Source organism: Micromonospora sp. NBC_00362 (assembly GCF_026342155.1).
GTDB classification, from domain to species: domain Bacteria; phylum Actinomycetota; class Actinomycetes; order Mycobacteriales; family Micromonosporaceae; genus Micromonospora; species Micromonospora hortensis.
In genome coordinates this window covers 264,095-290,220 of the sequence record NZ_JAPENH010000002.1, presented here as the reverse complement: position 1 = coordinate 290,220, position 26,126 = coordinate 264,095, and the positions used below count along the sequence as shown (strand labels likewise).

Below are 26,126 nucleotides of genomic sequence, written 5' to 3'. Positions count from 1 at the left end.
TGGACTTGCGGCTGGGAGTCCCTGAGCCTATGTGATCCTATCCAAGGTGGACAGCGCGTCATGTGTCATCTCGATGACTGAAACTAGCGTTCGTAGAGTCCGCTGATGAAAACGCTAAGGGAAGGCTGCCATGGCGCGTCAGGGTCGTCGCTGGTTGTGGGCTGGACGCCTTGTGTGCCTCCTGCTGCTCGGCGGGCTGGTCACGTACCTGGTATTGGTGGGTCTGGACAAGGCCGACAAGGTCGCGAGTAGCATCGGTGCGGTCGCGGCGCTGTTGGCGCTGTGTGCGCCGCAGCTAATACCGTCGAGCCGAGGTGGCGGGACTGCCGAGGTCCATGCTGGCGGGGCGGGAGCGGTTGCGATCGGCGGCACGAACACCGGTGAGGTAATCACTGACGCATCGAGTGCGGCGGTCCCGTCCGCGGAGCCTGCTCGGGCTGGCGCTGGGGTGAGCGCGACCGGGCCGGCCTCCGTAGCCATCGGCGGAAAGAACACGGCGCAAATCCGTACAACCTTCACCGGCCACAAGCCTGCTGGGTGAGCATCTCAGGCTACGAAATCTGACCGGCAGGCGCAGCGATGATTGCTGAGGCGGGCACCGGCTTGTAGGCGCCGGTCAGGTCCCCGTCGTAGAGCGGGGATACTCGGCTCAGTATGGCCGGAACTGCCTGCGGCCGCGCCGGCTCCTCGGGTGATGGCGGATAGCTCAGGAGAGGAACACCTCGTCACGCTGCCGATGTCGTCCAGTGCCGGACCGTGTGCCCGGCCTGGTTCTACGACTTCGGCTAGGGTCGATGGCGTAACGCCATCGGTCGCAGCGCGGATGAGGTGACAGGTTTGGCACGGTCGGTGCAGATCCGTATCTACACGGTCCGTGCGGGGCTGCTGGATGAGTGGGTGGACAGGTGGCAGCGGTTGGTCGTTCCGCTGCGCCGTGATCTTGGTTTCGAGATCCATGGGTCGTGGAAGGACCGGGCGCGGAATCAGCACGTCTGGGTGATCTCGCACGAGGGCCCTGAGTCGTTCGATGAGGCCAACGCTGCCTACTGGGCCTCCGAGCGTCGTAAGACGCTCGGCTTGGACCCGGACGACTACCTGCTGGGCGAGGAAACCCGCGAGGTCGAGCAGACGCTATAAGTTGGCGTCGCCGGGTAGTAGGTGTGCCTGCCGTTCGTCGTCGGTGAGCGCGCGGAACACCCGTGAACGCGCTACTGCGGTCAGCTCGGCCAGGTCGACCGAGTCCGCCCAGACGCGCACAGTACCGTCCGCTGAACCCGTCACGACCTGCCGCCCGTCCGGCAACCACGCGAGGCTGGTCACGCCGTCGCGGTGAACGCCGATCACCTTGCCCTGGTCGTCGTTCGCGCAGTCCCAAATCCGTACGGTGCGATCGTCGGAGCAGGATGCCAGGCGCTGGCCGTCGGGAGCCCAGTCCACCGCGCGAACACGCTTATCGTGCCCGGTCAGGACCCGCGGCTGGTCGGCGCCGGTGAGGTCCCAGACGCGGACGGTCCAATCGGCGGAGCAGGTGGCGAGCCGATGCTCGTCGGGTGCCCAGCTGATTGCGTCGACGTAGTTCTGATGCCCGGAGTGGACGGTGCTGTCGCCGGGGTGTTGGATGTCCCAGACGCGGACGGTTCGGTCGTCGGAGCCGGATGCGAGGTACCTACCGCTCGGCGACCAGGCGAGCGCCCCTACCCAGTCGGCGTGCCCGCGCAGGACGCCAGCGGAACTGTCGGTGCGGACGTCCCATAGCCGTACCGAATTGTCCTTGCAGCCCGCTGCCAACCGGGACCCGTCCGGTGACCAGGCCAGCGATTCGACCTCAGCGCCGAAGCGCACGCTGCCGTCGGTGCCGATCAGGTGGGCTGAGCCGTCGCGCAGGGCCACGGCGAGCACGTCGGCCGTCGGTGAGCAGGCAAGGGCCACGACCGGTTCCAGCCACGTCGTGACAGAGGCTGTGCCGTCCGGCTTCCAGGTTCGGACGGTGCCGTCGGCGCCGCCGGTGACGATCCGCGCTGTCCGATCCAGCGCGAGCGCGTTGACCGGTCCGCCGTGTCCGGCGAGTAGCCGTTGTTCGGCCCCGCGCGGCTGGATCCTCCACAGGCGAGCGCTGCCGTCGCCGGAACCGCTGAGGACCCGTCGCCCGTCGGGAGACAGTGCGACGGACCAGGCGACCTGGGAGTGCCCGCGTAGCTCGGCTATCTCGCGCAGCCGGCGGACGTCCCAGGCGCGGATGCTGCCGTCGCCGCTGGCGAATATGACGGTGCGACCGTCGGGGGACCAGGCGACCGACCAGACGGGGTATCCCTGACCGCCGATGACATGTCGGGGTTCGCCGGTCGCCCGATCCCAGATTCGTACGGTTTGGTCGCCGGACCCGGTGACGAGTTGGCTGCCGTCGGGGGACCAGGCGACGGCCTCGACGAAGTCCCCGTGCCCTGTCAGTCGCTGCTCCGGCTGAACGGTGGTGAGGTCCCAGACGATGACGGACCGGTCGTGGGAGGCGGAGGCCAGCCGGCGGGAGTCGGGGGAGAATCGCAGGCCCCAGACGTCTCCTTCGTGGCCAACCAGATGAGCGGCAAGCTTCCAGGTGGCGGTGTCCCATACCTGGACCATTCGGTCCCGGCTCGAGCCGGCGAGGCGGGACCCGTCGGGTGACCAGGTAACACCGCGTGCCACGTCTGCGCAGGGCAACACCGCGACCGTTACCGCCGTTGCCGCGTCCCATACCCGGATCGTGGCGTCGCGGGAGGCTGTAGCGAGCCGGGTGGCGTCGGGGGACCAGTCGACGGCGTCCACCATGCCGGTGTGCCCGCGCAGCACCCGGACGACTGTGCCGGTGTCGGCGTGCCAGATCCGCGCGGTGCCGTCTCGGGACGCGGTGGCCAGATGTGCTCCGTCGGGTGACCAGGCGACACCGCGGACGGTGTCGGTGTGCCCGGTGAGCACTGCCTCGGTGTGGCTGAACGCCAACGCTGCCATCAGGGCCCGGCGGGCGATGGGCGTTGGCGGGCACTCCTGCAGGGCGGCCGAGGTCAGCAGCACCGCGAGCTCCGGGTAGCGGTCGACGTTGCCGAGCGCGAACTGACCGATCGTCTCGGACACTCGGTGCAGGAACGCGGTGTCTCGGCTGCGGGAGGCGTTCACCAGGGCACGTGCGGTTGGGCTGTCCTGGCCGGCCGACTCCATCGCTTCCAGCCACTGCCCGGCCAGCGCAAGCCGTTCCCCGGTGAGCAGGTAGTCGGCGCTGCGTCCGGCGTGCACCCAGTCTGCCGCCCACCGTTCCAGCTCGGTACGCCGGCGCAGTTGCTCCGCCCGCGCTTCCACTTGCTGGCGCAGCGGCGCCCACCTGCGGAACAACGCCTCGTGCGCGACCTGCGCGTACGGCTCACCGTCGAGCACGTCGATGGTGAGCAGCCGGGCGTCGGTGAAGACGCCGATCACCCGACGCTGACTGTCGGACAGGTCCCGCAGCGGCACCCGCCGTCGGGTCGGTTCGATGCCCTCCATCGCTACCAGACGGAGCAGGGTGTCCAGGACGTCCTCGGTGCTGCTCTCGTGGCGCACGTCCGCCATGACGCTGTCGGCTTGTCGGCTCAGAGCCCCGGCGACGCCGCCGAGTGCCTGGTACGCCTGGCGGGTAGCCGTCTGGCCGGGCCCGGACGCCCGGTGCAGCTCCTGAAGCAGGTACGCCAGCAGTGGCAACGCGTCCGGTGTAGCGGTGTCGGCAACGATCTGGTCGACGAGACCGTCTTCGAAGCGCAAGCCGGCGAGCTGAGCGGGCTGCTCCACGACCGCGACAAGGTCCGCCGGCCGCATGGTCCCCAGCGCGACCGGGCTAGCGAACAGCTCCGGGTGCGGCCCGGCGAGGAGATCGCCGAGGAACTCGACGCGGAGCGTCGCGACAACCCAGAGCCTCCGGTCGGCGTCGAGCGCCGTCGCGATCTGCTCCAGGAACGTCGCCTGTTCAGCAGGGCTGGACAGGGTTACCAGTTCCTCGAGCTGGTCGAGAATCAGCAGGACCCGCCCGCGCCGATGACCCTCGCGAGCCCGCCAGACGGTCAGTTGACGGGCGAGGCTGTCCGGCCGGGACCGCACCTCCCTCAGCGCGGAGGCTCGGTCGGCGGCACCCAGTGTGACCGTAAGGTCCGCGAGCGCACCGAGCGGTTCACCTGCCGGTGTTACCGCTGGCAACACCTGCCACCGTCCCACTCGCAGCCGGGGAACCACGCCAGCATGCACCAGTGAGGACTTGCCGCTGCCGGAGGCGCCGGTGACACAGACGAAGCGGTCGGACGCGTCCAGACCGAGCTCATGCAGGCGTCTTACCAGCTCAGCGACCTGCCCCTCCCGGCCGAAGAACACCGACGCGTCCTGCTCGGTAAAGGCAGACAGCCCGGGATAAGGGCTGCGATCCGACCGCCACACAGGCCGCGGACTACGGGGCGCCTGCCACCACAGCACCAGGCCGTTCCCGACGATCAGCACCACCAACAGAACGATCAGCGCCGGACCGGCAACCTGACGGATCCCGGCCGTCAGGGGTGACGTGTCGGCATTGGCGAAGAAGTTCGCCGCGATCTCCAGCAGGACGGCGATGATGAGCAGCGACAGTTGAAGGGCAATAGGTGGACGTCGACTCGGCCGCACCAACCCTCCCAGCGATGATCCCCGATGGGTTTACGGTAGCGGGTATGCGCCCGCCCGCGTATCACGGCTGGAGCGACCGGCGACCTTGAGCCTTCCTGCGCCTGCTGCGGGGCGCTCCGACTCGACCTGCTCCGGCCGCGCCCGACAGCCACGGCCTCACCCGGGGTTCCTCGGTAGCGCGTCGCTTGACGAGCACGTCAGGATGACCTTATGAGGTCGCGTCGTCACATCGTGTTGTTGATCACCGGGCTGCTGGTCGCCGTGTTGGCTAGCGCCTTCGTCGTCCTGCGGTGGGACTCGGCCGACAGGATCGCGACTGCGGTGTCCGCGTTGGCGGGGCTCGCCGGGGTTGGGGTGGCCCTGTGGGCCGCTCTGCCTACAGCCCGGTCCGGAGTCCGCGCCCGGGAGACGGGGGCGACGTGGGCCCGGGGCGCCGGGTACGCCAACTCGGGCATCGACGCCCCGGCCAGCGACGCCACGCCGATGGAGGTCTCCCGCACCGGGGACGCCACGGCCGGCGACGGTGGACAGGCGATTACCGGAATCGTTCGCCGTCCCTGATGAACCGCGACCGCTCCGACGTACCCACCCCGGCCGGGTACACCCTCTCCAACACCGGCGACGCCTGGGCGGACGCCCCGGGCAGCATCGCCATCTCCGGGTTCGTCGACGGCGACGTCACCCTCGGGCTGCCGCGCTATCGACTGACCGCCCTGGCCGGCGGGACACCACGCCCGGCGGAGACCCTGCGCCTCGCCGAACTGCTCGACGCACGGCATCGTGTGGTGCCATTCCTCGGCCGTGACGAGGAGCAGCAGTCACTGGGGGAGTGGCTGACCGCCATACGCGACCGGCCGGACCGCGCGGTCCAGCTGATCCACGCGCCGGGCGGCCAGGGCAAGACGCGCCTCGCCGACCAGTTCGCGGATACCGCCCGCAAGGCCGGCTGGGAGGTGCTGCGGGCATATCTTGATCCAGGTGAGCCGGATCGCGTCGCCACGGGTGATCAGCGTCGGGCTACCGCCGGGCTTTTGGTGCTCGTCGACTATGGCGACTGGTGGCCCGCCAGCGACCTGCGAGCCCTGTTCACCGATCCTCGACTGCACCGCGAGGGCCCGGTCCGGGTGCTGGTGTTGGCCCGGGCCGTGGGGTACTGGTGGCAGGCGTTGCGGCACTGGCTGCGGGCCACCCTGGGGATGGCGGTCGACGAGTTCGAGCTGGCCCCGTTGGCACCCGACGCGGACACCAGGGAACGGCTCTTCCGCACCGCTACCGCCCGCTTCGCCGCACTCGTCTCCCATGCGCGAATCGACGCGGTGCGTGTGCCGGATCTGGCCGACCCGGCGTACGGATCGGCACTGAGTCTTCAGCTGGCCGCGCTGGTCGCGGTGGCGGTCAGCCACGATCGGACCCTGCGGGTGCCGTCCACGCTGGTGGACATGTACGGATACCTGCTCGACCGGGAGGTCGGGCACTGGCGGCAGTCGCTGGCCGGCGACGCCGTCACCAGCGGGGTCGAGCAGCTCGATCGCGTGGTTCTCGTCGCGATGCTGGCCGGTCCCGTCCCGTACCACGTGGGCCAGGCGGTCGTGGGTTGCGCCGGTGTGGGCAGCGAGCCGGGCAGGGTGGCCCAACTCCTGGGCGACCACTCGACCTGCTATCCGCCCCGCAACGCCGGGTGGGTGTTGGAGCCGTTGCAGCCCGACCGGCTCGGGGAGGCGTACCTGGCGCTGGCAATTCCCGGTCACCGGTGGTCGTCGTACGCACCGAAGCCGTGGGCGGTCGGCGTCGTCCGCGCGTTGCTGCGCGGTGCGGGCATGCCCACCGCGCAGGCGGCCCGGGTCCGGGCTGGCGCGCTCACGGTCCTCGCCGAGGTGGCCGCCGGCTGGCCGCATGTGGCCGCCGCAGTGCTCCTGCCGGCCCTGCGAGACGACCCGGCGCTCGCCACCGCCGCCGGCGGGGCGGTGCTCGCGAAGATCATCGACCTGCCGGACGTGGACGTCGAGCTTCTGGCCCGGATCGAACCCTTCCTGCCGCCCGGACGTCACGTCGACTTCGACAACGTGGCGCGCGAGGTGGTGGCTCGCCTCGCCGCTGACCGCCTGGCCCGGGACCCGGACCCGGTCGAGCGGGCCCGGTTGCACATCGCGTACGGGCGCCGATTGGCCAATGCCGGCGACCGTGAGGCCGCGCTGGAGCAGACCGACCTGGCCGTCGCGGCCGGCGAAGCCGCGGTGGCCGCCGCCTCGCCGGAGACGTCCGCGCTACTCGCCCTGGCTCTGCACCTGCGGGCTCACCGACTCGCCGCCGTGAACCGTTACCCTGCGGCGCTGGCCAGTGCGGAGCGGGCCGTGGAACTGCTCACCCCGCTCGCCGAGGGACCGGGCGACGATGCCGGGTCGTTCCGGTGGGCACTCGCGGAGGCGCTGGACAATCTCGCTCTCCGGCTGTCGCACGTCCAGTTGCACGAGAAAGCCGAGGTGGCGGGTCGACAGGCGGTCGAGTTGTTCACCGGTGGTTCCCGGTCGGCCCGCGGTGAGCGGGGCCTGGCCGGGGCGCTCGCCAACCTGGCGGTGATCGAGGCGCATCGGGGCCGGCGCGAGGAGGCCTTGGCGACCGTCCGTCGTGCGGAGCGGATCTGGCGCCGGCTCAGCGACGACGAGCCGTCGGTGTACCGGCCGGAACTGGCGCTGACGTTGAACACGGTCAGCCTGCGCCACGCCGAGCTGGGGCAGCTGAGCGCCGCGGTGGCGGCGGCCGAGGAGTCGGTGGGAATCTTCCGCGACCTCGTCCGGGCCAACGCGGTGGCCTTCGAACTCGACCTGGCCGCCGTGTTGGCGAACCTGAGCGGATACCTCTGGCAGCTGGACCGTCGCACCGAGGCGTTCCAGTACAACGCCGAGGCCGAGGAGATCTTCGGCCGCTGGGGCGGGGCGAACCCGCAGGCATTCTCCCTACACCTGCGCCATCTTCGGGAGAACATCGCGGCGATGCGCGCCAAGCAGTTTCCGGTCGACCTGCGTCGCTGGGAGTTGGGCGCGCAGTCGTTCAACAGCTGAGAGGCGTACCGCGCGTGCCCAGAACAGGCGGCCGGCGAGGCTGCGTTGGATTGACCCGGCCCGTGCCGCACGCCAGCCGCAGAGCGCTTCAAAGTTCCTGGCTGCTTCCTCACCCCTTCACAAAGGCGCCCTTCGATGGCAACGATCGTCAGAGACGGTTGCCGTCCACCCCAGTGCCGAGGAGGCCCCTATGCGGGTAACCCCAGTCCCTGCACGTTTCCCACGTGTCACGCGCCATGCCGCCGCAGTCGTTTTCGCGGCCGTCGCCGTCCTAGTTGGCGTCAGCGCGCAGCCCGCGTCCGCCGCACCTCCCGGGATCCCGTCGAAGGCGACGGCGCAGTCGCAGCTCAACGCCCTGACCGTAGCAACCCAGGGCTCGACCAGCGGCTACTCGCGTGACCTGTTCCCACACTGGGTCACGATCAGCGGGAGCTGCAACACCCGCGAGCAGGTTCTCAAGCGCGACGGCACCTCCGTCGTCGTCGACAGCTCCTGCGCGGCCACCTCCGGCCGCTGGTACAGCCCGTACGACGGCGCCACCTGGACGGCCGCCTCCGACGTCGACATCGACCACGTCGTCCCCTTGGCCGAGGCCTGGCGCTCCGGCGCCAACTCCTGGACGACCAACCGCCGGCAGAGCTTCGCCAACGACCTCACCCGCCCACAGCTGATCGCGGTGACGGACAACGTCAACCAGTCCAAGGGCGACCAGGACCCCTCCACCTGGCAGCCGCCCCTGTCGTCGTACCGGTGCACCTACAGCAAGATGTGGATCACCGTGAAGTACACCTGGGGCCTGACCCTGCAGTCGTCGGAGAAGTCCGCTCTGCAGAGCATGCTTAACACCTGTAGCTCCTGACCACGATCCTGGCTTGCGGTCCGCAGCCCTGCAGGTTTGCGGACCGCGGGCCAGGCGCTACGCCTGCTGTGGTGGCTGGCTGTCGCCGGACTGCTTGCGCCACTGGCCGCCCGCGTCGGCGGCGAGCAGACGCTTGACCATGGCGAGCGCCTCGTCCTCGGCGTCGAACTCCCACCGGAGCACCCGGCCGGTCTCGCTGTCGCCGGCTCGGGCGGTGACCTTCCACCGGACCTCGCGGACGAGCCACACATCTCGGCGGCCCAGGCGACCCCAGATCCCGTTCCACCAGCGCGCCGCCACATCCTCCACCAGCGAATCGTACAAGCGTTCGATCAGCGGATGATGTTGGGTAGCGATGTGGCCGGGCTCGGGTGGTGTCGTTCTCTGGTCGGAACACGGGGCGCTCCGGCTGTGGGCGGTAGGCAGCCCATGCTGAGGTCACTGGTCCTGGGGGACAGGGCCGTCGTAGCGGAAGGTTGGCGGGTTGACCTCGCCGGCGCAGCGGAGGTAGCGGTGTTGCACCGGCGGGCTGGGATGATCGCGGGCACCGAGGTAGGCGCCGCTCTGCGGCAGGACGATGGCCTGCGGAAGGGACCCGTCGTCGTCAACCTCAATGTGGGTGATGCGCCCGTCGGCGGGTCCGCCGAGCAGCCATGCCTCGACGGCGGGCATCAGCGAGTCACCGTCAGCGCGGCGGCGGCTGTCAGCAGCCCGGCGACGGCGGCGAGGAGGGCGGCCGTCGCGCCGATCAGGCCGGTGACACCGGCGAGGTGCTCCAGCGGTGTCGGCCTGTCCGTGCGCCGCGATCGGCTGCGTCCACCCCGGGTCATGGCTGCGCTCCTTCGTCGTTGAATGGGACGTGGCGTCGTCCCCGAGCAGGTACTTCAGCAGTGGTGGTCCAGCCGATCAATGCCTGATCGCATTAGCTGTGGACAACTCAGGTGCCTGTGGATAACCAGATGATCATTGCGGGCTTCTGGGATCATGCGCCGCTCGTTGCCGACCCCGAGCGAGGTGGGCTGATGAGAACGCCGTCTTGGGCCCACACTTGGTGACCGTCGGGCCATTGAATAGCTGGCCCGTTGTCGGCATGGAGACGGTCCTGCTCGTTGAGTGTGAGCAGGGTGGGTCGCTCGCTCATGACCACGGTTTCGGAGAAGGGCCACCAGGGTCCGCTGGTCAGCGCGACGTCGCGGCAGCCCTGCCAGGCGGCGCCGGGGTCCGTATCGAAGACTCTGCGGTAGGTGTCGATCGCCGCCAGGACCATGAGGTCGGGGTAGAAGCACCAGGCCGGGTCGAAGAATCGGTCGTTGAGGTCAGGTGTGCTGTAGCGGACGACGGCACGGGCCTCGTCGTTCTGGTCGACGAGCCCGTGCTCGTCGGACCAGTACCAGGCCGGTTGGAGCGTGTAATCGGCGCTGATCGCGCGATCGATCGCCGACCACCCAGGGCTCAGGACGTGCCGGTAGGTCTGGTGCACGGCGTGAAGCACGGGCCGCAGCGCCGATCGCTCGGACGGCAGGACCGGCGGGCACCGGTAGGGGCGCTCCATGAGGTCGTACCGCTCGTCCATGCCGTCGTAGCGTTGCTCGCCGTAGAACCCTTTGCGTTCGAAGTGGTGGTGGAACTCTCCGAGGGCGCTCAACCGCTCAGTGTCGCTGGCCCGATCGATGAGTGGGGCGCGGGCTGCGGACAACGCCTGGTTCAACACCGCGCGACGCACGGAATTGACGAGTGGAGCCTGCCCTTCTTCGAGGAGATTCCTGATGAGCTTGAGTGCGGCCCAGGAAGACGGGCACCAGATGAACTCTGTGGGATCGGGCCTGCCGGCGGTGCGGTAGGCGGCGCGGGCTGCGGCTTCGGCGGTGTCGTGGTCGGCGGGTTCGGTTGTCAGGACTGCGCGGGTCCATGTGCGGGCGATGCCGTCGGTGGGGTGGGCGGGTGGGTTCGAGGGCTTCACGGTTCCATCCAATGCGTGTTGGTGTCGTTGGCAAGAGGCACGCAGGCGGGAGACGGCCTATTCACGGGGATTCCTCGAGGAGATCCTTCGGCGGTTCGTGACGCTGGTGCGTTTCGGCTGACCTCTGCTGGCCGTGAGTGATTGACAGGTGACGTGAATGTGATCCTCATGTTTGACTATGGACATGGGGTCGGGGGAAGCACGGTTGTCGATCGACTGCGGCAGCGCCGGCACCCAAGCCGTCCTAGCGTGGGCCGACGGCAGCGCGCACGTACTGTCATTCGCCGGGAATCCACCCCTACACACCGGGTCCTATCTACCCGCGAACGGACACGCGACGGGGCAGCCCTCAGCGTCCATTCCGCGCCCGCGCCATCCGGCGGAGGACACGACGGCAGGTGACGCTGGCGGCGACGCGCTGGAGGTGGCGGCGGCGCCGCTGCGCCGGGTCGCCGCCGAAGCCGAGCGGGTCGTCGGTCAGCCAGTGCGGGATGTGCGGGTGGTAGTCCCGGCGGGGTGGGGCCCTCGGCGGCGGACCTGGATGCGGCAGGTCGCGCACCGAGCGGGGTTGCCGCAACCGCGTCTGGTGGAGGCCCCGGTGGCGGTCGCCGAGTACCTGCTCACCACTGGTGTAAGGGTGCCGGTCGGAGCGTTCCTTGTCGTCTGTGACGTCGGCGCTGGCGCCGAGGTGACGGTGCTGCGCCGCGGGCCGGCCGGGTTCGAGGTCCTCGCGACCCTCGCCGACGCTGCGGCTGGCGGCACGGCAGTCGATCAAGCGCTCGCCGACGCCCTCATCGGCGCGCCGACGGGAGAGGGTCAGGGCGCGCCGCGCGCGTCGGTGGCGCACAGCGTCCGGGTCGCCAAGGAAGCATTGGCGATCCATCCGGCTGTCACGGTTCCGCTCCCGGACCGGCCGCCGGTAGTCGCGAGCAGCGCGATGCTCGACGAGGCCGTCCGGCCGGTGGCGTGGCGCGTGGCGCAGTTGACGCAGGAGACGGTCGCCGCCGCTGAGCTCACGGTCGGCGACCTCGCCGGTGTCTACTGTGTGGGCGGCAGCGCCCAGCTACCGCACCTAGCGGCGGCGATCGCCGAGCACACAGGCGCCGCACCCATAGTCGTGCCCGAGCCGGCGCTGGTCGCGGCCCGGGGCGCCGCGGACGTCGGCGCCGTCGATACCGCGACGGTCGAGCGGGTGGAGGTGCCGGTGCCGCCCGTGCGACGGGCGGCGGCGATCGCGGTACCCGGCTTCGCGTCGCTGGCCCTGATCTGGCAGTGCCTCCTAACCGCGGAGCAGCACGGGGTGCTCGGTGTGTACTACTCGGTGAGTGTGAACTGGGGCGAGTTCACGATGGCGGCCGTGATGGCCCTGCTGGCGTGCCTGGCCGCGGGCACGGTCCTCGGCTCGCTGATCGCCGCTCGCAGTCCCACCCCCGGCACCCGAACCGAAGGGGGAAGGGTCAGCGTCGGGATCCTCGCCGCGGTGTCCCTCGGCGCGGCGATCGCTGGCCTGTACGCGGTGGTCACCAGCCAATACTTCGGTATGCCCGTCGGCCCGTACCTGAAGTGGGCGCTGTGGCCGATCGCACCGGTGTCGGTGATGGCCGTGGCGATGGCGCTCGTCGCCGCCCGGCAGTGGCGTACCCCGCACGGCGGCTGGTCGGCGTTGCTGGCCGCGCCGACCGGATCCATCGTCGCCGCCACCCTCGGCATGGGATTGATCCAGTACTCCCTGACCGCCGACCGGTGGCCGGACCGGATCCTGTGGATCGACATTGCCGGCCGCGTCGGCGGACTCCTCCTCGGCGTCGCCGTGGTCATGGCCGTGGTGACACCCCTAATGTTCCGCCTCATCCTCGCCGCCCCGCTGGCGGTGATCTTCGCGGCGATCGTCAGTAGACGGGCCGCCGGCATGCTCGGCGTCATCTACGCCATCGCCGTCGCGACCTGGTGGGCTACTCGACTCTGGAGCCGAATCCTGCGCCCCGCCCCGCCCACTCCCACCGCACCGCCCACGGGCCCGGTGCGGACGGACATGTCACCGGGTGGAGGCGGGTGACATGCGCTGGCCGCGGCAGCTGATGTCCCTGCTGCTCATCGTCCTGCTCCTGGTCGGCCCGCCGACGGTGTTGTTGTCCCTGACCGGCATGCCGGCACTCGGCTGGCCGAGCGGAGAGCAGCTCCGGGCGTGGGTGCAGCAGCCACTGACCGAGCAGACCATGCTTGCCGCACTCACCGGCGGGGCATGGCTGGTGTGGCTGGTGCTGGCCTACACAGTTGCCATCCGGGCGCTGACTCGCCTGCGCGTGGGTGTCGCCTGGTTGCGGCGCCTGCCACTACCCACCCCATTGCAGGCCACTGCCAGCGGGATGGCAGGTGCCGCGGTATTCAGTGCCAGCACGAACCCGGTGCCAACGCCGCAGCCTCCCGTGGCCGTCGCCGCCGGGGCTCTGGAATCTCTGCCCAAACCTGTCGCCGACGCGGATCGACGTGCCACCACCAACGGCGACGGAGTGTCGGTATCGGGCGCCTGGTTGCCCCGCGATGTCGCCGACCAGATCGCCGTCGCCGGGGCCCTCGTTTGGCTGCGCCGCCGCCGCGCCTACCGACCCGGCCCACCCGACCGCATCAACCGCGACGACACGGATCTGTTGCCGCTGCCGGCCGCCGTCGCCGCAGTGCAATCCGCCCTCGCCGATCACCCTGCGCCGCCGGGACCGCCCCCGGTCGTCGCTGATGCGTCCGCAAAGGTGGCGCCATCCGCGATATCGGGCCTGCCACCCTCGGGAGTGGGGCTGACCGGACCCGGTGCTCTGGCCGCGGCAAGGGGCCTGCTGGTCACCATCCTGCTGAGCGGACAACACCGTCGAGCGGTGCCGCTCGTCGTCACCCGCGCCGCGCTGACCACCCTGCTCGGAACCACCGCCGAAGCGATACGACACCCCGCACCGCACCTGCAGGTGGTATCCACCGTTAATGACGCGACGATGCTCCTTCGAGCCCTCCTCGGCGGGCACGCCAAAGGAGAGCGAGACGAACCGGAGCCGCGCGAGTCCGAAACGGCAACGGCTGGGGGCGCGGTGGCCGTCGCGATCGTCGACAACCCATCCGGTGCCCTTACCCAACGACTCGACGCTGTGCGCGGCGCCGGCGCCGTCACGGTTGTCGCACTGGGTGAGTGGCCAAACGGCGCGACCTGGCAGGTCGACACGGCAGGCCACACACAAGACCCTCGCCGTCCAGGGGCGGCCGGGCCTCGACTGTGTGTCCTCGACCCGGTCGCGGCCACCGACCTTCTCACCGTGATGGGCCACCTCAACCCGACCTCACCAGGGGCATCCGGCACCCGACCAACGCTCAGTCCTCTGATGCCATCGGCATGGATATCCCGGCAACCGACCAGCAAGGACCGGAACCTCGGCACCGCTAACAGTGGGCGGCGTGTTCAGGTGTGCGTGCTCGGCGAACCCATGCTGCTCGTCGACGGCGAACCGCTCACCATCCGACGCACCGCCGCCCTGCAGGCCCTGGTGTTCCTCACCGCCCACCCCTCTGCGCACAGCGGGCAGATGGCCGAAGCCCTCTGGCCCGGCCTACCCCGGCACTCCCTCACCGGCCGCCTCTACACCGCCCTCAGCGAGTTGCGCGGCGCTATCCGCGCCGCGAGCGGGCTCGACGTCATCGACAACACCGACGAGCGGTATCGCCTCAACCGCGGCCACGTGGACACGGACCTGTGGCGCTTGCACACCACTGTTCAGCATGCCGCGACTGCTGTCACGGATCACACGCTCGCCTGGCAGGCAGTCATCGACGCCTACCCCGCCGAGGTCGCCGCCGGCCGCCAATGGCCATGGATTGACCCGATCCGGGAGGGCGTCCGCCGTCACGTCATCGACGCCCACGCGGCCCTCGCCGCCGCCGCAACCACACCACAAGAGGCCCTGCGCCTGCTGCAGGCCGGCATCCGCGTCGACCCCTACAACGCCGAGCTGCACACCCGCGCGATGAACACTCTCACCGCCCTCGGCGAGCACTCCGCGGCTGTTGAGCTGCACGACGCCTACCACCGCCGTCTCGCCGAGGCCGGTCTCCGCACCGACAAGGCCCAGGGCGCCACCACCGCCCGGCCACGGGGTACCGCCGCCTCGACCCGTTAGGCCCGCACACACCCGATCTCGTAGCACCGCCTGTTGCAGCCTTCGGCCATCTTCCGAGGCCGCGCCCTCGCTGAACTGGGTTTGTGAGGTCATGTGAGGCGCTGTGAGGTGCGGTGAGCCGTTGCCCACCTCCATCGCGGCATCCGCGGCCATAGCGTCACCGCAACCACCCCGTTCGCCCTCGCAGGCTGCCCGCCACCCGGGCCAGGGGAGGTAGGACACCACCAGCCGCAGGTGCAAGGAGGGTCAGATGTCATCCCGAGCAGCGCGGGTCGCCGCAGTCACCACATCCGTGTCCTTCACGGCCGGCGTGCCCGCCGTCCTCGCCAGCACCGGCGCGTGGACACCCGAGTTCCCCTCGCCGGACGTCACGGCCCGGCAGTGGATCGCTGAGCCGCTGAGCACAAGCTTCGTTATCGCACTCATCGCTGCAGGCGCGGTTACGTTGTGGCTTCTGCTATCCACGGCGGTGCTCATCCGCACCTACAGCGCCCTGGCCCGCCGACTGCACGGGATACCGACGCTGCGCGTACCCGGCCCAGTCCAGGGCATCACCGCCGCGCTACTGGGGGCCACCGCCGTCACGACCGCCACCGGTGCCGCCGCGCACGCCACCCCCACCACCAGCAGCGGTGGTGGTGATCAGCCCACCACCCAAGCGACAACCACGCCAGCCCTCCAGGCCCAGCAAGCCGACAGGGACACAGCATCAACGGTGCCCACCTACACCGTCAAACGCGGCGACAGCCTGTCGAAGATCGCCGACCGGTGCCTCGGCGACGCCGACCGCTGGCCGGAGATATTCGCCCTCAACCGCGGCGTTCACCACGCCGAGGTCGGCGGCACCCTCCGCAACCCGAACCTCATCCACCCCGGCTGGACCCTCGACCTGCCCGCCGACGCCACCGCACCCGCCAGACCGCGCACGCCAGTCCCACCACCGCCGAGTCCACACCAGCCGGAAGCGCCGGCCGCGCACACGCCGCCGGCCAACCCAGCCCCGGGCACCACCACGCCCCACCCGCCGTCGCCTGCGCCCCCGATAACCGCAGCCCCGGACAGCGGCGGCGAAGCGTCGCCCGCACCGACTGCCTCCGCCCCTGACACGGCAAGCCCCGCAACACCCGACACACCCAGCGCCACCGATAGGGCCACGCGCGGAGTAGGGCTGCCCACCGGAAGCTGGGTCGATCTCGGCCTAGCCCTCGCAATCACCGCCGCGGCCGCACTGGTCTGGGCACAGCGCCGCCGCCGCTACCTCCCTCGCAAGCCCATGACAACACCCCGTATGCACGACCCGGACCTGACACGCATGCCCCGGGTGATCGGGCAAATCCGCCGCGGCCTGCGCACCGCCATCGGCCCCCACCACCCCGGCGATCACGCCCAGCTTCGCGGCGACCACCACGACGGATACGAGATCGACCACGAGCCCGTGCTCGTGGCCGGCGGCAGCGACGATCGGGACGCCGGCGCTCCCACCGCCGGCGCAAACGCGTCATCAAAAGACGACGGCGCCGGCGCACCGCCACTACCAGTCGCGCCAGCACTCGACAACCCGCAGGCAGCCCTGTGGCCTCCCGCCGGACTGGGATTGGCCGGTCCCGGCGCACAGGCCGCCGCTCGCGGGTTCCTCACCGCCGCCCTGGCATGCGGCGGAGTAGACCACCCCGAGGCCCGCACCCAGGTGGTCATTCCGTCGACGACCGCGACGACGCTGCTAGGTATCGCCGCAGCCGCCCTGCCGCGCACCCCCCGACTGACCGTCACCGCCGGCCTCGACGAGGCTCTCGATCTCCTGGAAATCCAGACAATGGAACGCGCCCGCCTGGTGCATCAGCATGATGTCGATACCGTCGCCCAGTTACGCCGCGGCCACCCCTACAAAGAAGCCCTCCCACCAGTCATGCTGCTGGCCGACCCTACGACCCGCCACGAACGCGCTCGCGTCGCCGCCCTACTCGCGCAGGGGCGGAGTCTGGACATCCACGGGACGCTGCTCGGCGCATGGCCCGAGGGCGACACCGTCACCGTCGCCGCCGACGGCACGACCACCGCCAGCGACACCCACTCCACCCACGTCGATCGCCTCGCTGTGCTCGACCCAACCGAAACCGCCGACCTGCTCGCCACCCTCGCCGAATCCCACACCGGCCAGCCACCCGCCCCCACCGAACAACAGGCCCGCCCACACGCAGACCCTTCCGCGCCCGACAACCCGCCGTCCCCCTCGGCGCACAGCGCGCCGACAACAGTCGGGCGGCCGGCACCCCACGCGGACAACGTCGCGCACGACAGAACTGTGACGCCGACTGGCAGCCGGCAAGACAACCTGGCCGAGTCCGAATCCCAGCCGGGCCACGACCACCGCGGCCCATTGACCGCACCAGGGGAGGCAGCCGCACCCGACGTCCCGGAAGGGCACGCGCACGCCCACCCGGCAACAGGCGGCAGCGTCGACCTCCAGTCCAGGCAGGTGCGGGTGCGGGTGCTAGGCCCACCAGAGATCATCAATCGCGACCCACAGCGCACACCCCGCGCCAAGTCCCTGGAGCTGCTCGTGTACCTAGCCGTGCACAACGGGGCGGCCTCGACAGAAGCGATCCTCGACGACCTGCTGCCCGACGCCCCGGCCAGCAAGGCCCCCGGCCGGCTCTACACCTACGTCTCCGGACTGCGATCCGTCCTGCGGCACACCGGCGGACCCGGCACCTACGTCAGCCACCCCGACCACCGCTACCTCCTGCACCCCGACACCCTCGACATCGACCTCTGGCAGATGCGAGCGGCACTCCGGGAAGCCAGGCAAGCCATCGACCCGCAGACCCGCACCGCCGCGCTACGCCGCGCGGTCAACGCCTACACCGGCCCCCTCGCCCAGGACTGCGACTACGAGTGGGTCGAGTCCTACCGCGAGGCCATCCGCCAAGAAGCCCTTGATGCTTACCTCGCCCTCGCCGACATCCTGGCCGGGAACCCAGCGCAACAGATCGCCGTGCTCGACGCGGCCATCGCCCACCACCCCCTGCGCGAGGACCTCTACCAGCAGGCGATGCGCGCCCGCGCCGAGCTGGGACACCTCGACGCAATCCGCACCCTGCGCCGCCAGCTGACCCGCGCCCTCGCCCAGATCGACGCCGAGCCCCGCGACGACACCATCGCCCTCGCCGACCGGCTCGTCGCCCACCTCACACCCACCGCCAAGCCCGCCCCGAAGTCGAACGGCTCGGCCGCATGAGCACCACCACGGCGCCTGTAGCCCACACCGGGGCAGGGGAGCGCGAACTGCGCCAGCTGCGGCAGCTGCGGTGGGGAGTACGCACCGTGCTCGCCCTCGGCATCGCCGCCTCGATCGCCGCGAACGTGCTCCACGCCCGCCCCAACCCAATCAGCCAAGTCATCTCCGCCTGGCCACCCCTAGCCCTGATGCTCACCGTCGAGCTGATCTCCCGCGTGCCCACCCACAAACGGCTGCTGGCGGCGGTCCGGATGCTCGCCGCCACCCCGATCGCCGCCATCGCTGCATGGGTGAGCTACTGGCACATGGCCGGCGTTGCCGCCCGCTACGGCGAAACCGAAGCCGCCGCCGAATACCTGCTACCCCTATCCGTCGACGGGCTGGTGGTGGTCGCCAGCGTCAGCCTCGTCGAGATCACCGGCCGACTTCGTGCCGCCGCCGCACCACAAACGGCGGGCGGACCGGCACCAGACGCGGCCGGCCACTCCGCCACCATCCCGACGTCGAGCCCGGCCGAGGAAATTCAATCCGCAGTGTTGCCTGCGGACCTGCCGCCGTGCATCGCCGCCGCACCGCCGTCTCCGAGCGCGCAGGCCCCACCTGCCGAGCGAAGGAATGTCAACGAGCAGCCAAAACCGCCGCTCGCTGACCCGAGCACCACGGTCGAGGCAAGCGACCGGCCGAAGGCCGAGCAGGTCGGTGTGAACCACCATGCAGGCGCCAAGCCGAACACACAGACCCCGCACCACGCAGCGGTGCCCGCAACCGATCCTGCCGGGCACACACCACCAGCCCAACCCCACGGCGACCTCGCAGCAAGCGGTGCTGGCGACCACGATGCAGCGGTGCCCACGGACACCGCCACGGCCGTGGCGTACTGGCACCGCCGTGACCCCGGCCTACATCCGGCACAGATCGCCACGCGGATCGGCAGGTCCGAACGCACGGTTCGCCGATACTGGCCGCCGTCCGGCGGTGTTGCGCCCCGCACCAACGGCAACCGGGTACGCACGGGGCGCCGCTGAGGCAGCCCCCAGTCCTCAGCGGCGACTCCCGACCAAGGTAGGAGGCCGTTTGGGCGACCCGCTGCTGGCCGTCGGCGCGCCCGAGCGGACAACGCGACCGGCCCGGCCGCCGGCCTCGGCCCACGACGGTGGTGGTCGGACCGGGCCGGCTGGCAGGAACGAATAAGCCCAGACCAAGCTACGACTTTCGAATCCGGCGGCTGACTCCGGACGCGGCACCGCTCGTCGAACACGGCGACGTCGTCGGCGCTGCGGCTGGGTGGTTCGAAGTCGACCTGGCCATCATGGCTCAGGCGGTGCTGGCCGTAAATGTGGACCGTAGCCTCTTCGCGTTCGAGCGGCTCGGGGCCAAGCGCCGGCCGTGCCGCCTAAAAAATCATGGATCCGGCGGTTCACGCTAACCCCGGTTTTGCCCTCTACCTATCAGCGACCACGCACCAGCGCGGCCCGACGAGAAGAGCGAGAGAGATCAGTGGACGTATTCAGCTGGGGCGGACTCGCGGCCGCCGTGGTCACCAGCCTCACCGGGCTGCTGGCGCTGTGGATCCGTGCCAGGTGGCGCGTACACCACGAGAAGGCCCGCGGTGACTCGCTCATCGCGATCGCCGAGGCGCTGCCTGGCGGCGGCCGGCTACGCGACCAGCGCGCCGACGGCTCATGCATCACCCTGACGGTGCCCACCGCCGCAGGCAGCGGGAACCGCCGTGGATGACAAGACAACCGAGCGGGCCGAACCGCCGGCGCAGCACGGACCCTCGTCCTGGGTGATCGGCTCGACGGTGAACGCACCACTGAGCGACCTCGTCCCGTGCGAACGGGACCGGACCCGCGACGAGTTCAGCGACTTCTACAGGGAGTTCTTCACCCACCTCACCTCCTGGCTGATTCTGCACGGTTGGATGTCCGCCGCCGACGCCTACGACGTCGCACAGGACACGATGCGCCTCGCGTACGAGAGGTGGCCCACCATCGAGCACCCGAAGGCCTGGGCCCGGCGGACCGCCTCCCGGCTGTGCGTCGAGCGCCTGGCCAGGGGCGAGATGCTCCCGGTGGAGGACATCGAGGACCGGATCCCCCGCAAAGGTGACACCTGCGCCATCGCCATGTCGGACACCCTGCAGGACTTCCTGGCTGCCCTGCAGCAGCTCCCACCGCGCCAGCGCCAGCTGCTCCTGTGGGCATACGAGGAGTACGAGCCCACCGAGATCGCCGCAGAGCTCAAGATGACCCCGGAGGCGGTACGGAGCAGCCTGTGGAAGGCGAGACGCAACCTCGCCAAGATCATGCACGGTCAGGACTCGGACCAGTGAGCGAGGGGGTGAACATGAACGACCGCACCACGGGGGCGCCGAACACCCGCCCCGGGGCAGCCGGCCCCAAGTCGCCCATCAGGTGCTGGGCTGACGACACTGCTGGCCGCGACGCTCTCAACGAAATCCAGCGGTGCCTTGACCAGACGTGGGACGTCGAGGCCGGGCTCCAGGAGATCCTGCTCGCGGAGCGCTACAACAAGACCATCGAGGCCCAGGCGAGAACATCCGATGTCGAAAAGAGGCTGGCGGAGATCGTTGGTCCACCTTCCGATCGATCGGACCCATGGGTGAGCGGTGCCAACCTCCCCGCAGAGGACGATGCCGGCCTCATCCTGGGCGACGGCAGAACTGGCGTTGTCAACGTCTTGACGTCCGACGTCAACGAGGCCTACCGGGTGCGCATCGCGCCGCGGTCCTTCGGCCTCCTGAGCACTCTCGACCAGATCGAGATTCTGGCGTTGAGCATGTTGGAAGTCCTGCAGGAAATCCGCCAGGTGGACGGCCTTGCGCTCGTCAAGCACGTCACTTACGCCGACTCCATGTCGGTCGGGATTCGGTCAGCAGAGGAGCTTCAATCGCTCGCGGACAGTCTTGAGGAGCGGCTTGTTACCCGGGACCAAGCGGTAGACGTGGTAGACCGCGCTGGGTCTGTCTGCCAGACGATTCACAACATTCTCAAGAACCGGGCGTTGGATGGCCCCCATCTACCACTGAACCTCAGACCCGCCGTGGCCCGCCTACGCAGGTTGTCCCGCGATATTGCCGACCTACGCGTGGCCGTTGCACGACTGTTCGATCCGTCGGACGATTTGGTCGACGTGCTGCTATGACCGGCCGGGCGGGGACGTGCCCCGCCCGGCCGGCCCCGGTCATTTGGCTTGGACCACCTCGCCGCTGGTCGCGGCCTACGTGGCGCCGTCCTATTGCGCGGCGGCCCAGTCCTCCAGGTCGCACTCGAACAAGGTGATGGGAGTGTGCGGCGCCGCCACGCGTCACCTGGCGGGCAGAACGACGCGAGGCGCGGCCGAACCTTATTGCATTGCGCCGACGTCGATGCCGGCCAAGAAGATCCAGCCCGTAGTTCCGCCTGCGGCCCCACCGCCGCATACTGTCGCCGCGTCGTTGGCGTCACCGAACGGGAACCCCCGTAAACTATCGCCGTCGTGCCTAGGAATGCAGACGAGCGCCACGAGCGGAGCTCGCTGACTCGAGAGAAACCGCCGAAGCAGGTGAGCGCGCCGAGGGCGAGCAGGACGGCATCGATAGCTCCAAACTCGGCGTCCGTCGTCACTGGCCGTCGCCCGACGGCGTTGCGCTCCGCATCAGCGGGAAGCTGGTCGCCGCTCGACGCAGCTGAGGCTGCTCCCCAGCCCGTCGGCGGTGACGCTCGCCCGCATTTCGGCTCCACGCGACGGGCCATCCGTGCAAGACGCCGGGCCATGCTCCGACACCAAGGCCGGGCGCTTCGTTGGCCCAACGAGAAAGGACAATGTTTCGTGCTCTAAGGGTGTTCGGTGTCGGGCGCCTAGGGGGCTGCCCCATCAGCAATCCCGCACTTCATCGCGCATGAGGTTGACGTTCCAAACCTCTGAGCGCAGCAAACACTGCATCACCTGCCGATCCGCGTGACCAGCCTGTTTCGCGAGGAGTTGCGCGACCAGCCTGTTCTGCGAGAGATGAACAAGTAGCTGATTCATACCCGGCAGCAGCCTCTCCACGAACTGTCGGGCGCACCAGCGCGGCTCCGCCCGCACGACCCAGCCGGCGACCGGCGTCACCGCCTCATCCAGGATGGCCTGCCACTGGTCAACGTCATCGCGGTCGCTCAGGGGTCACCGAACGCTCTTCGGTGGCCCTCACATGCCATCAATGATCATCGTCTGGCTGTCCCTATGCACTCGTCCTGCTCCAGTCGTAGGCATCCGAACGGACGATGGTCCTGCTGGCCAACGCGTCACTGTGCGGCAAGAATGACGAGCGTGATCAGCGACCGTCTTGCTGAAGTAGCCGAAACCTTAGGGATGCGCGTTTGGCGTATCGGGTGGCTAGGTCACGCCATCGCTTGAGCCGGTTGAAGCAGCGTTCCACGACGTTGCGTTTCTTGTAGATGACCCGGTCGAAGGCTCGCGGCCGGCCCGCCAGCGCTGCCCTTGGCGGCCCGGCGGGCGACCTGATCCGGTCGTTCGGGGATGACGTGGCGGATGCCGCGTTGTCGTAACGCTCGGCGGGTGGAGTCGTGCGCGTAGCCCTTGTCGGCTATTAGCACCTCGGGCCGCTTGCGGGGCCGGCCGGGCGCGGGCTCGTTGACGCGGATGGCGTCGAGCAACGCGAGGAGCTGCGGCGGGTTGTCGCCGGCTTGGCCGGGGGTGAGGAGGATCGACAGCGGCCGGCCCCGTCCATCGACAGCGAGGTGGATCTTCGTGCTCAACCCGCCTCGGGATCGGCCGATGGCCTCACCATCTTGCGCATCAGGCGTCGCCGCACTTGCCGTAGAGCCCGCCGCCTTGCGGGCTCCAGCGGCATGCTGATGGGCCCGTACGATTGACGAGTCCAAGCTGATCGTCCATTGCACGGGTATGCCGTCGTCATGCACCTGAGCCGCGGCCAGGATCCGATCCCACGTGCCGTCAGCGGTCCAGCGACGCAGGCGTTCGTGGCACGTCTTCCACGGCCCATAGCACTCGAGCAGGTCACGCCATGGCGGCCCAGCGCGTAGCTTCCATAGAATCCCATTGATGACCTGCCGATGATCCCTCCATCGCCCCCGCCGGCTGCCCCGTTCGGGTAGCAGTGGCGCGATGACCGCCCACATCTCATCGGTCAACTCACCGCGGCGTTTCACTAACCAATCGTCAGTCAACCGACGCGCAAGATCAACCGGCCTGCGCCACAGGGGTAGCTGCACCTATGCCGGCTGGAAAGTTCCTACCAACATCGTAATGAACGCCGGGTAGAGATTCCTCCCGTCACCCGGTAATGATCGCTCTGGCGGTGACAGAAGCTAGGTGTAAGGGCGTCCGATGTCAGCGGGAGGGTTGATGGGTCCACCGAGGGACCGTGGCGAGGAATGGTTCACCGAAATCTACCTCGCACACTATGAACGAATAGTCCGATACAGCCTGCGCAGGTTGTATGACGGGGACGCAGCCGCCGAAGTTGCCCAGGAAGTGTTCATCATCGCGTGGCGCCGCCGCATGCAGGTGCCACCAGAGTGTTTGCCCTGGCTGTATGCGGTGGCGCGTCGAGTGTTGGCGAACACCAGGCGAGAGGGGCGCACGGCGCCGCAGGTGACCTTTCTCGCCGATGTCAGCGGCGGGGGCGGCCAGGCAGTGGCCATGGTGCAGGACAGTCTGGTCGCGGTGGCTGGAGTTCGGGCAGCATTAGCCACCCTGCCAGATATTGATCAAGAAATCCTGCGGCTAATCGGCTGGGAGGAGCTGTCCCTCGGTGAGGCCGCAACCGTTCTTTGCTGCACCCGGGCGACAGCAGCGGTGCGCCTGCACCGTGCGCGGAAAAGGCTGACCAAAGCGATGAATGCTCAAACGGATCGTGAAGGGTGAAAGGGAACAACATGTTTGGTGTCAAGGGCACTCGAATGCTGCTGAAGGCAGAGGACCCGGCCAGGGGCGTCACCGTTCCCCCCCCGCGGACGCCTGTAGTCACGCTGATCGCCCAGGCTGAGGCCACCCAGGACCAGGTGTCCCGCGTGCGGCCGGCGCGCCCGACCCGGCGACTGGTCCTCACCGCGGCGGCCGCCGCGGTGGTCGCTACGGTCGGGGCTGGAACCGTGCTGACCGTCGACGGGCAGGAGAGCTCACCGACCGCGGCTCCGGGTCAGGTGCTCGTGCCGGTGGCCTACCAGATCACCACCCAGCCGCCTCCTGCCGGCGATCACCTGAGGGCACTCGCATCGAGGACCGGCGCCGCCCCCTATGACACCCGCAGCGGCTGGTACACCTACGTCCGCACCCAGCACTGGGGTGGTGCCATCCAGGAATCCGAAGACGGCCGGTACGCCATGAGTTACGTCGAGAAGCTGCAAAAGTGGACGGCCGCCGACGGCTCCGGTCACCAGCGCACCGAAGCAGGCGCGGCGCAGTATCCCGACGTGGAGTCAGCGACCTACTTCGTCAAGGCTGCTCCAAAGGTCGCCGAAGCACACGAACTGCCATTCCCCGCCGAGCCGGACGGACTCAAGCCCCTGCCCACGAACCGGCGCACCCTGGCCCAGTTCCTGCACACCACGCAGGAGCCGGCCGACGTCGCCAAGATGGTGAACACCGTCTACAGCCGGTACCCGGTATCACGGGCCTCCCGAGCAATGATCCTCAACGTCCTCGCCGACGTGCCCGGCTTCGCATGGCGAGGAAACGTCACCGATCGAGCCGGCCGCTCCGGCGTCGCCATCACCAGCACCGACTCGGAGCGCAATCTCGAAAGCCTGCTGATCTTCGACCCGAAGACCGGTGCCTTGCTCGCCCACGAAATGATCAACACCAAGCAGCACCCCAAGCTCAACTTCTACGAGGTCTTCCTCGACTACAACCGCACCGACACGCTCAACTAACCCTGCAGGAAACCGTCCCGGGTCTGCCACTACCAGAGGCAGGCCCGGGACGGTGGCGCTCCAACAACCAGCGCTCGCCTGGGCAAACTAAGTGACAATCATGATCGGCAGGACACGCCCTAGGCGCTGTCTTCAAAGGATTTTGGTGTCGGATGATGTAGGGCGTGGGTCGTCGCTATGAGTTGTCTGACGTCGAGTGGGATGCGTTGTCGAGGTATCTGCCGTCGGCGGTGACTGGTGGTCGGCCTCGGGTCGATGACCGGCGGGTCCTCAACGGGATCGTGTGGAAGATCCGGGCCGGGGCGGCGTGGCGGGATGCGCCCGCCCGCTACGGATCCTGGCAGTCGATCTACACCCGTTTCCGCAGATGGGCCCTGGACGGCACGTTCGAGCGGATGCTCGCCGGGGTCCAGGCCGACGCGGACGCTGCCGGGGACATCGACTGGCTGGTGTCGGTGGATTCCACGATCGTGCGTGCTCATCAGCATGCCGCTGGCGCTAAAGGGGGCATCGAGAAACGGACGAACCACAAGATCACGCCCTCGGTCGAAGTCGAGGTGGACTGACCACCAAGATTCACCTCGCCTGCGACGGCCTGGGTCGGACCCTGGCGTTCGTGCTCAGCGGCGGCAACGTCAACGACTGCAGCCGCTTCACGCACGTCATGGCAGCGATCCGGGTCGAGCGGTCCGGACCCGGCCGACCTCGGGTCCGGCCCGACCATGTCATCGCCGACAAGGGCTACAGCTCGAAGGCCATCCGTGAGCACCTGCGGCGGCGCGGCGTCGGACACACGATCCCTGAGCGCGCCGACCAGCAGGCCAACCGCCACCGACGAGGCAGCCGTGGCGGCCGACCACCGGTGTTCGACAAGCAGCTCTACAAACGGCGCAACGTCGTGGAGCGGTGCTTCAACCGGCTCAAGCAGTGCCGCAGCGTGGCGACCCGTTACGACAAGACCGCGACCTCGTTCCAGGCCACAGTCACTATCGCCGCGCTACTCCAATGGTTGTGAACCTTTGAAGACACGGCCTAGAGGGATCGGAGCGGTCAGGCCATTTTTGCGAGCAGGCGGGTTGCAAGGTGATGGCGAGGCAGCTGGCGGCTGGCTATCCATCGGCGTCGGGCTGACATTCCTATGCGCCATCCGGGGATGGAAGGGGACTGGTGAGGGCCAGTTGTGGGCGTTGCGGTCGAGCCGCATCAAGCTGACGCTCGTGGTGTCCACGGTTGGGGGGCTGCGTCGATGTCAGGCGGGAGGGGTAGCCACTCGTCCAGGCTGATGATCGGGGTGT

The 26,126-nt window shown here is 69.3% G+C and carries 20 protein-coding genes and 1 pseudogene; 14 read left to right on the top strand and 7 right to left on the bottom strand.

Going from position 1 to position 26,126, the window contains the following annotated elements:
• Positions 1 to 849 precede the first annotated feature (849 nt).
• Entirely contained in the window at positions 850 to 1,137 is a 288-nt protein-coding gene (locus OG992_RS33280) for an NIPSNAP family containing protein (RefSeq protein WP_266305470.1), read from the top strand.
• Here the strand turns inward: OG992_RS33280 and OG992_RS33275 are convergent.
• Positions 1,132 to 4,653: a WD40 repeat domain-containing protein gene (locus OG992_RS33275; RefSeq protein WP_266305469.1), complete on the bottom strand. Its 3,522-nt coding sequence runs from the start codon at positions 4,651 to 4,653 to the stop codon at positions 1,132 to 1,134. The genes OG992_RS33280 and OG992_RS33275 overlap by 6 nt on opposite strands.
• Before the next feature lie 210 nt (positions 4,654 to 4,863).
• Between OG992_RS33275 and OG992_RS33270 the strand changes: the two genes are divergently transcribed.
• The 3 genes from OG992_RS33270 to OG992_RS33260 all read left to right on the top strand — a co-directional run bounded on the left by OG992_RS33270 (position 4,864) and on the right by OG992_RS33260 (position 8,571).
• Positions 4,864 to 5,214 (top strand): hypothetical protein, encoded by a 351-nt coding sequence (locus OG992_RS33270; RefSeq protein ID WP_266305468.1) that lies wholly within the window; start codon positions 4,864 to 4,866, stop codon positions 5,212 to 5,214.
• Positions 5,214 to 7,712 (top strand): tetratricopeptide repeat protein, encoded by a 2,499-nt coding sequence (locus OG992_RS33265; protein WP_266305467.1) that lies wholly within the window; start codon positions 5,214 to 5,216, stop codon positions 7,710 to 7,712. Before OG992_RS33270 ends, OG992_RS33265 begins: the two co-directional genes overlap by 1 nt.
• 190 nt (positions 7,713 to 7,902) lie before the next feature.
• Positions 7,903 to 8,571, top strand: coding sequence for an HNH endonuclease family protein (locus tag OG992_RS33260; RefSeq protein ID WP_266305466.1), 669 nt, complete (start codon positions 7,903 to 7,905; stop codon positions 8,569 to 8,571).
• Positions 8,572 to 8,628: 57 nt separating this feature from the next.
• Here the strand turns inward: OG992_RS33260 and OG992_RS33255 are convergent, their stop codons facing one another.
• From OG992_RS33255 to OG992_RS33240, 4 genes are all read right to left on the bottom strand, one after another.
• Positions 8,629 to 8,880, bottom strand: coding sequence for a hypothetical protein (locus OG992_RS33255; protein WP_266305465.1), 252 nt, complete (start codon positions 8,878 to 8,880; stop codon positions 8,629 to 8,631).
• A gap of 129 nt (positions 8,881 to 9,009) precedes the next feature.
• A complete protein-coding gene (locus tag OG992_RS33250) occupies positions 9,010 to 9,243 on the bottom strand; it encodes a hypothetical protein (protein ID WP_266305464.1) in 234 nt (77 codons plus the stop codon).
• The gene (locus tag OG992_RS33245; RefSeq protein WP_266305463.1) at positions 9,243 to 9,401 is read right to left on the bottom strand and encodes a hypothetical protein; all 159 of its coding nucleotides are present in this window, start codon (positions 9,399 to 9,401) and stop codon (positions 9,243 to 9,245) included. Before OG992_RS33245 ends, OG992_RS33250 begins: the two co-directional genes overlap by 1 nt.
• Before the next feature lie 152 nt (positions 9,402 to 9,553).
• Entirely contained in the window at positions 9,554 to 10,531 is a 978-nt protein-coding gene (locus OG992_RS33240) for a DUF6745 domain-containing protein (protein ID WP_266305462.1), read from the bottom strand.
• 178 nt (positions 10,532 to 10,709) lie between these two features.
• Here OG992_RS33240 and OG992_RS33235 point away from each other — a divergent pair, with 178 nt between their 5' ends.
• The 7 genes from OG992_RS33235 to OG992_RS33205 all read left to right on the top strand — a co-directional run bounded on the left by OG992_RS33235 (position 10,710) and on the right by OG992_RS33205 (position 21,094).
• Positions 10,710 to 12,587: an Hsp70 family protein gene (locus OG992_RS33235; RefSeq protein ID WP_323182023.1), complete on the top strand. Its 1,878-nt coding sequence runs from the start codon at positions 10,710 to 10,712 to the stop codon at positions 12,585 to 12,587.
• Positions 12,588 to 12,780: 193 nt separating this feature from the next.
• Positions 12,781 to 14,688, top strand: coding sequence for a BTAD domain-containing putative transcriptional regulator (locus OG992_RS33230; RefSeq protein ID WP_266305460.1), 1,908 nt, complete (start codon positions 12,781 to 12,783; stop codon positions 14,686 to 14,688).
• Positions 14,689 to 14,938: 250 nt separating this feature from the next.
• The gene (locus OG992_RS33225; RefSeq protein WP_266305459.1) at positions 14,939 to 17,926 is read left to right on the top strand and encodes a BTAD domain-containing putative transcriptional regulator; all 2,988 of its coding nucleotides are present in this window, start codon (positions 14,939 to 14,941) and stop codon (positions 17,924 to 17,926) included.
• Positions 17,923 to 18,951: a DUF2637 domain-containing protein gene (locus OG992_RS33220; RefSeq protein ID WP_266305458.1), complete on the top strand. Its 1,029-nt coding sequence runs from the start codon at positions 17,923 to 17,925 to the stop codon at positions 18,949 to 18,951. Before OG992_RS33225 ends, OG992_RS33220 begins: the two co-directional genes overlap by 4 nt.
• 472 nt (positions 18,952 to 19,423) lie before the next feature.
• Complete coding sequence (locus OG992_RS33215) at positions 19,424 to 19,663, top strand: hypothetical protein (RefSeq protein WP_266305457.1); 240 nt, start codon at positions 19,424 to 19,426, stop codon at positions 19,661 to 19,663.
• A complete protein-coding gene (locus tag OG992_RS33210; protein WP_266305456.1) occupies positions 19,656 to 20,261 on the top strand; it encodes an RNA polymerase sigma factor in 606 nt (201 codons plus the stop codon). Before OG992_RS33215 ends, OG992_RS33210 begins: the two co-directional genes overlap by 8 nt.
• A gap of 14 nt (positions 20,262 to 20,275) precedes the next feature.
• Positions 20,276 to 21,094: a hypothetical protein gene (locus OG992_RS33205; protein WP_266305455.1), complete on the top strand. Its 819-nt coding sequence runs from the start codon at positions 20,276 to 20,278 to the stop codon at positions 21,092 to 21,094.
• A gap of 711 nt (positions 21,095 to 21,805) precedes the next feature.
• Here OG992_RS33205 and OG992_RS33200 read toward each other — a convergent pair.
• Together OG992_RS33200 and OG992_RS33195 are read right to left on the bottom strand one after the other, a co-directional pair.
• Complete coding sequence (locus OG992_RS33200; RefSeq protein WP_266305454.1) at positions 21,806 to 22,042, bottom strand: hypothetical protein; 237 nt, start codon at positions 22,040 to 22,042, stop codon at positions 21,806 to 21,808.
• A 205-nt stretch (positions 22,043 to 22,247) separates the two neighbouring features.
• Positions 22,248 to 23,076 (bottom strand): IS5 family transposase gene (locus OG992_RS33195; protein ID WP_266305535.1). Its coding sequence is split into 2 segments (ribosomal slippage): positions 22,248 to 22,400 and positions 22,402 to 23,076, totalling 828 coding nucleotides; the frame shifts between segments, so codons are not numbered across the junction.
• A gap of 208 nt (positions 23,077 to 23,284) precedes the next feature.
• Between OG992_RS33195 and OG992_RS33190 the strand changes: the two genes are divergently transcribed.
• The 3 genes and pseudogenes from OG992_RS33190 to OG992_RS33180 all read left to right on the top strand — a co-directional run bounded on the left by OG992_RS33190 (position 23,285) and on the right by OG992_RS33180 (position 25,846).
• A complete protein-coding gene (locus OG992_RS33190) occupies positions 23,285 to 23,824 on the top strand; it encodes a sigma-70 family RNA polymerase sigma factor (protein WP_323182021.1) in 540 nt (179 codons plus the stop codon).
• A gap of 35 nt (positions 23,825 to 23,859) precedes the next feature.
• Entirely contained in the window at positions 23,860 to 24,831 is a 972-nt protein-coding gene (locus OG992_RS33185; protein ID WP_266305452.1) for a CU044_5270 family protein, read from the top strand.
• Between the two features lie 164 nt (positions 24,832 to 24,995).
• Positions 24,996 to 25,846 (top strand): annotated as a pseudogene (locus OG992_RS33180) (IS5 family transposase).
• Positions 25,847 to 26,126 lie beyond the last annotated feature (280 nt).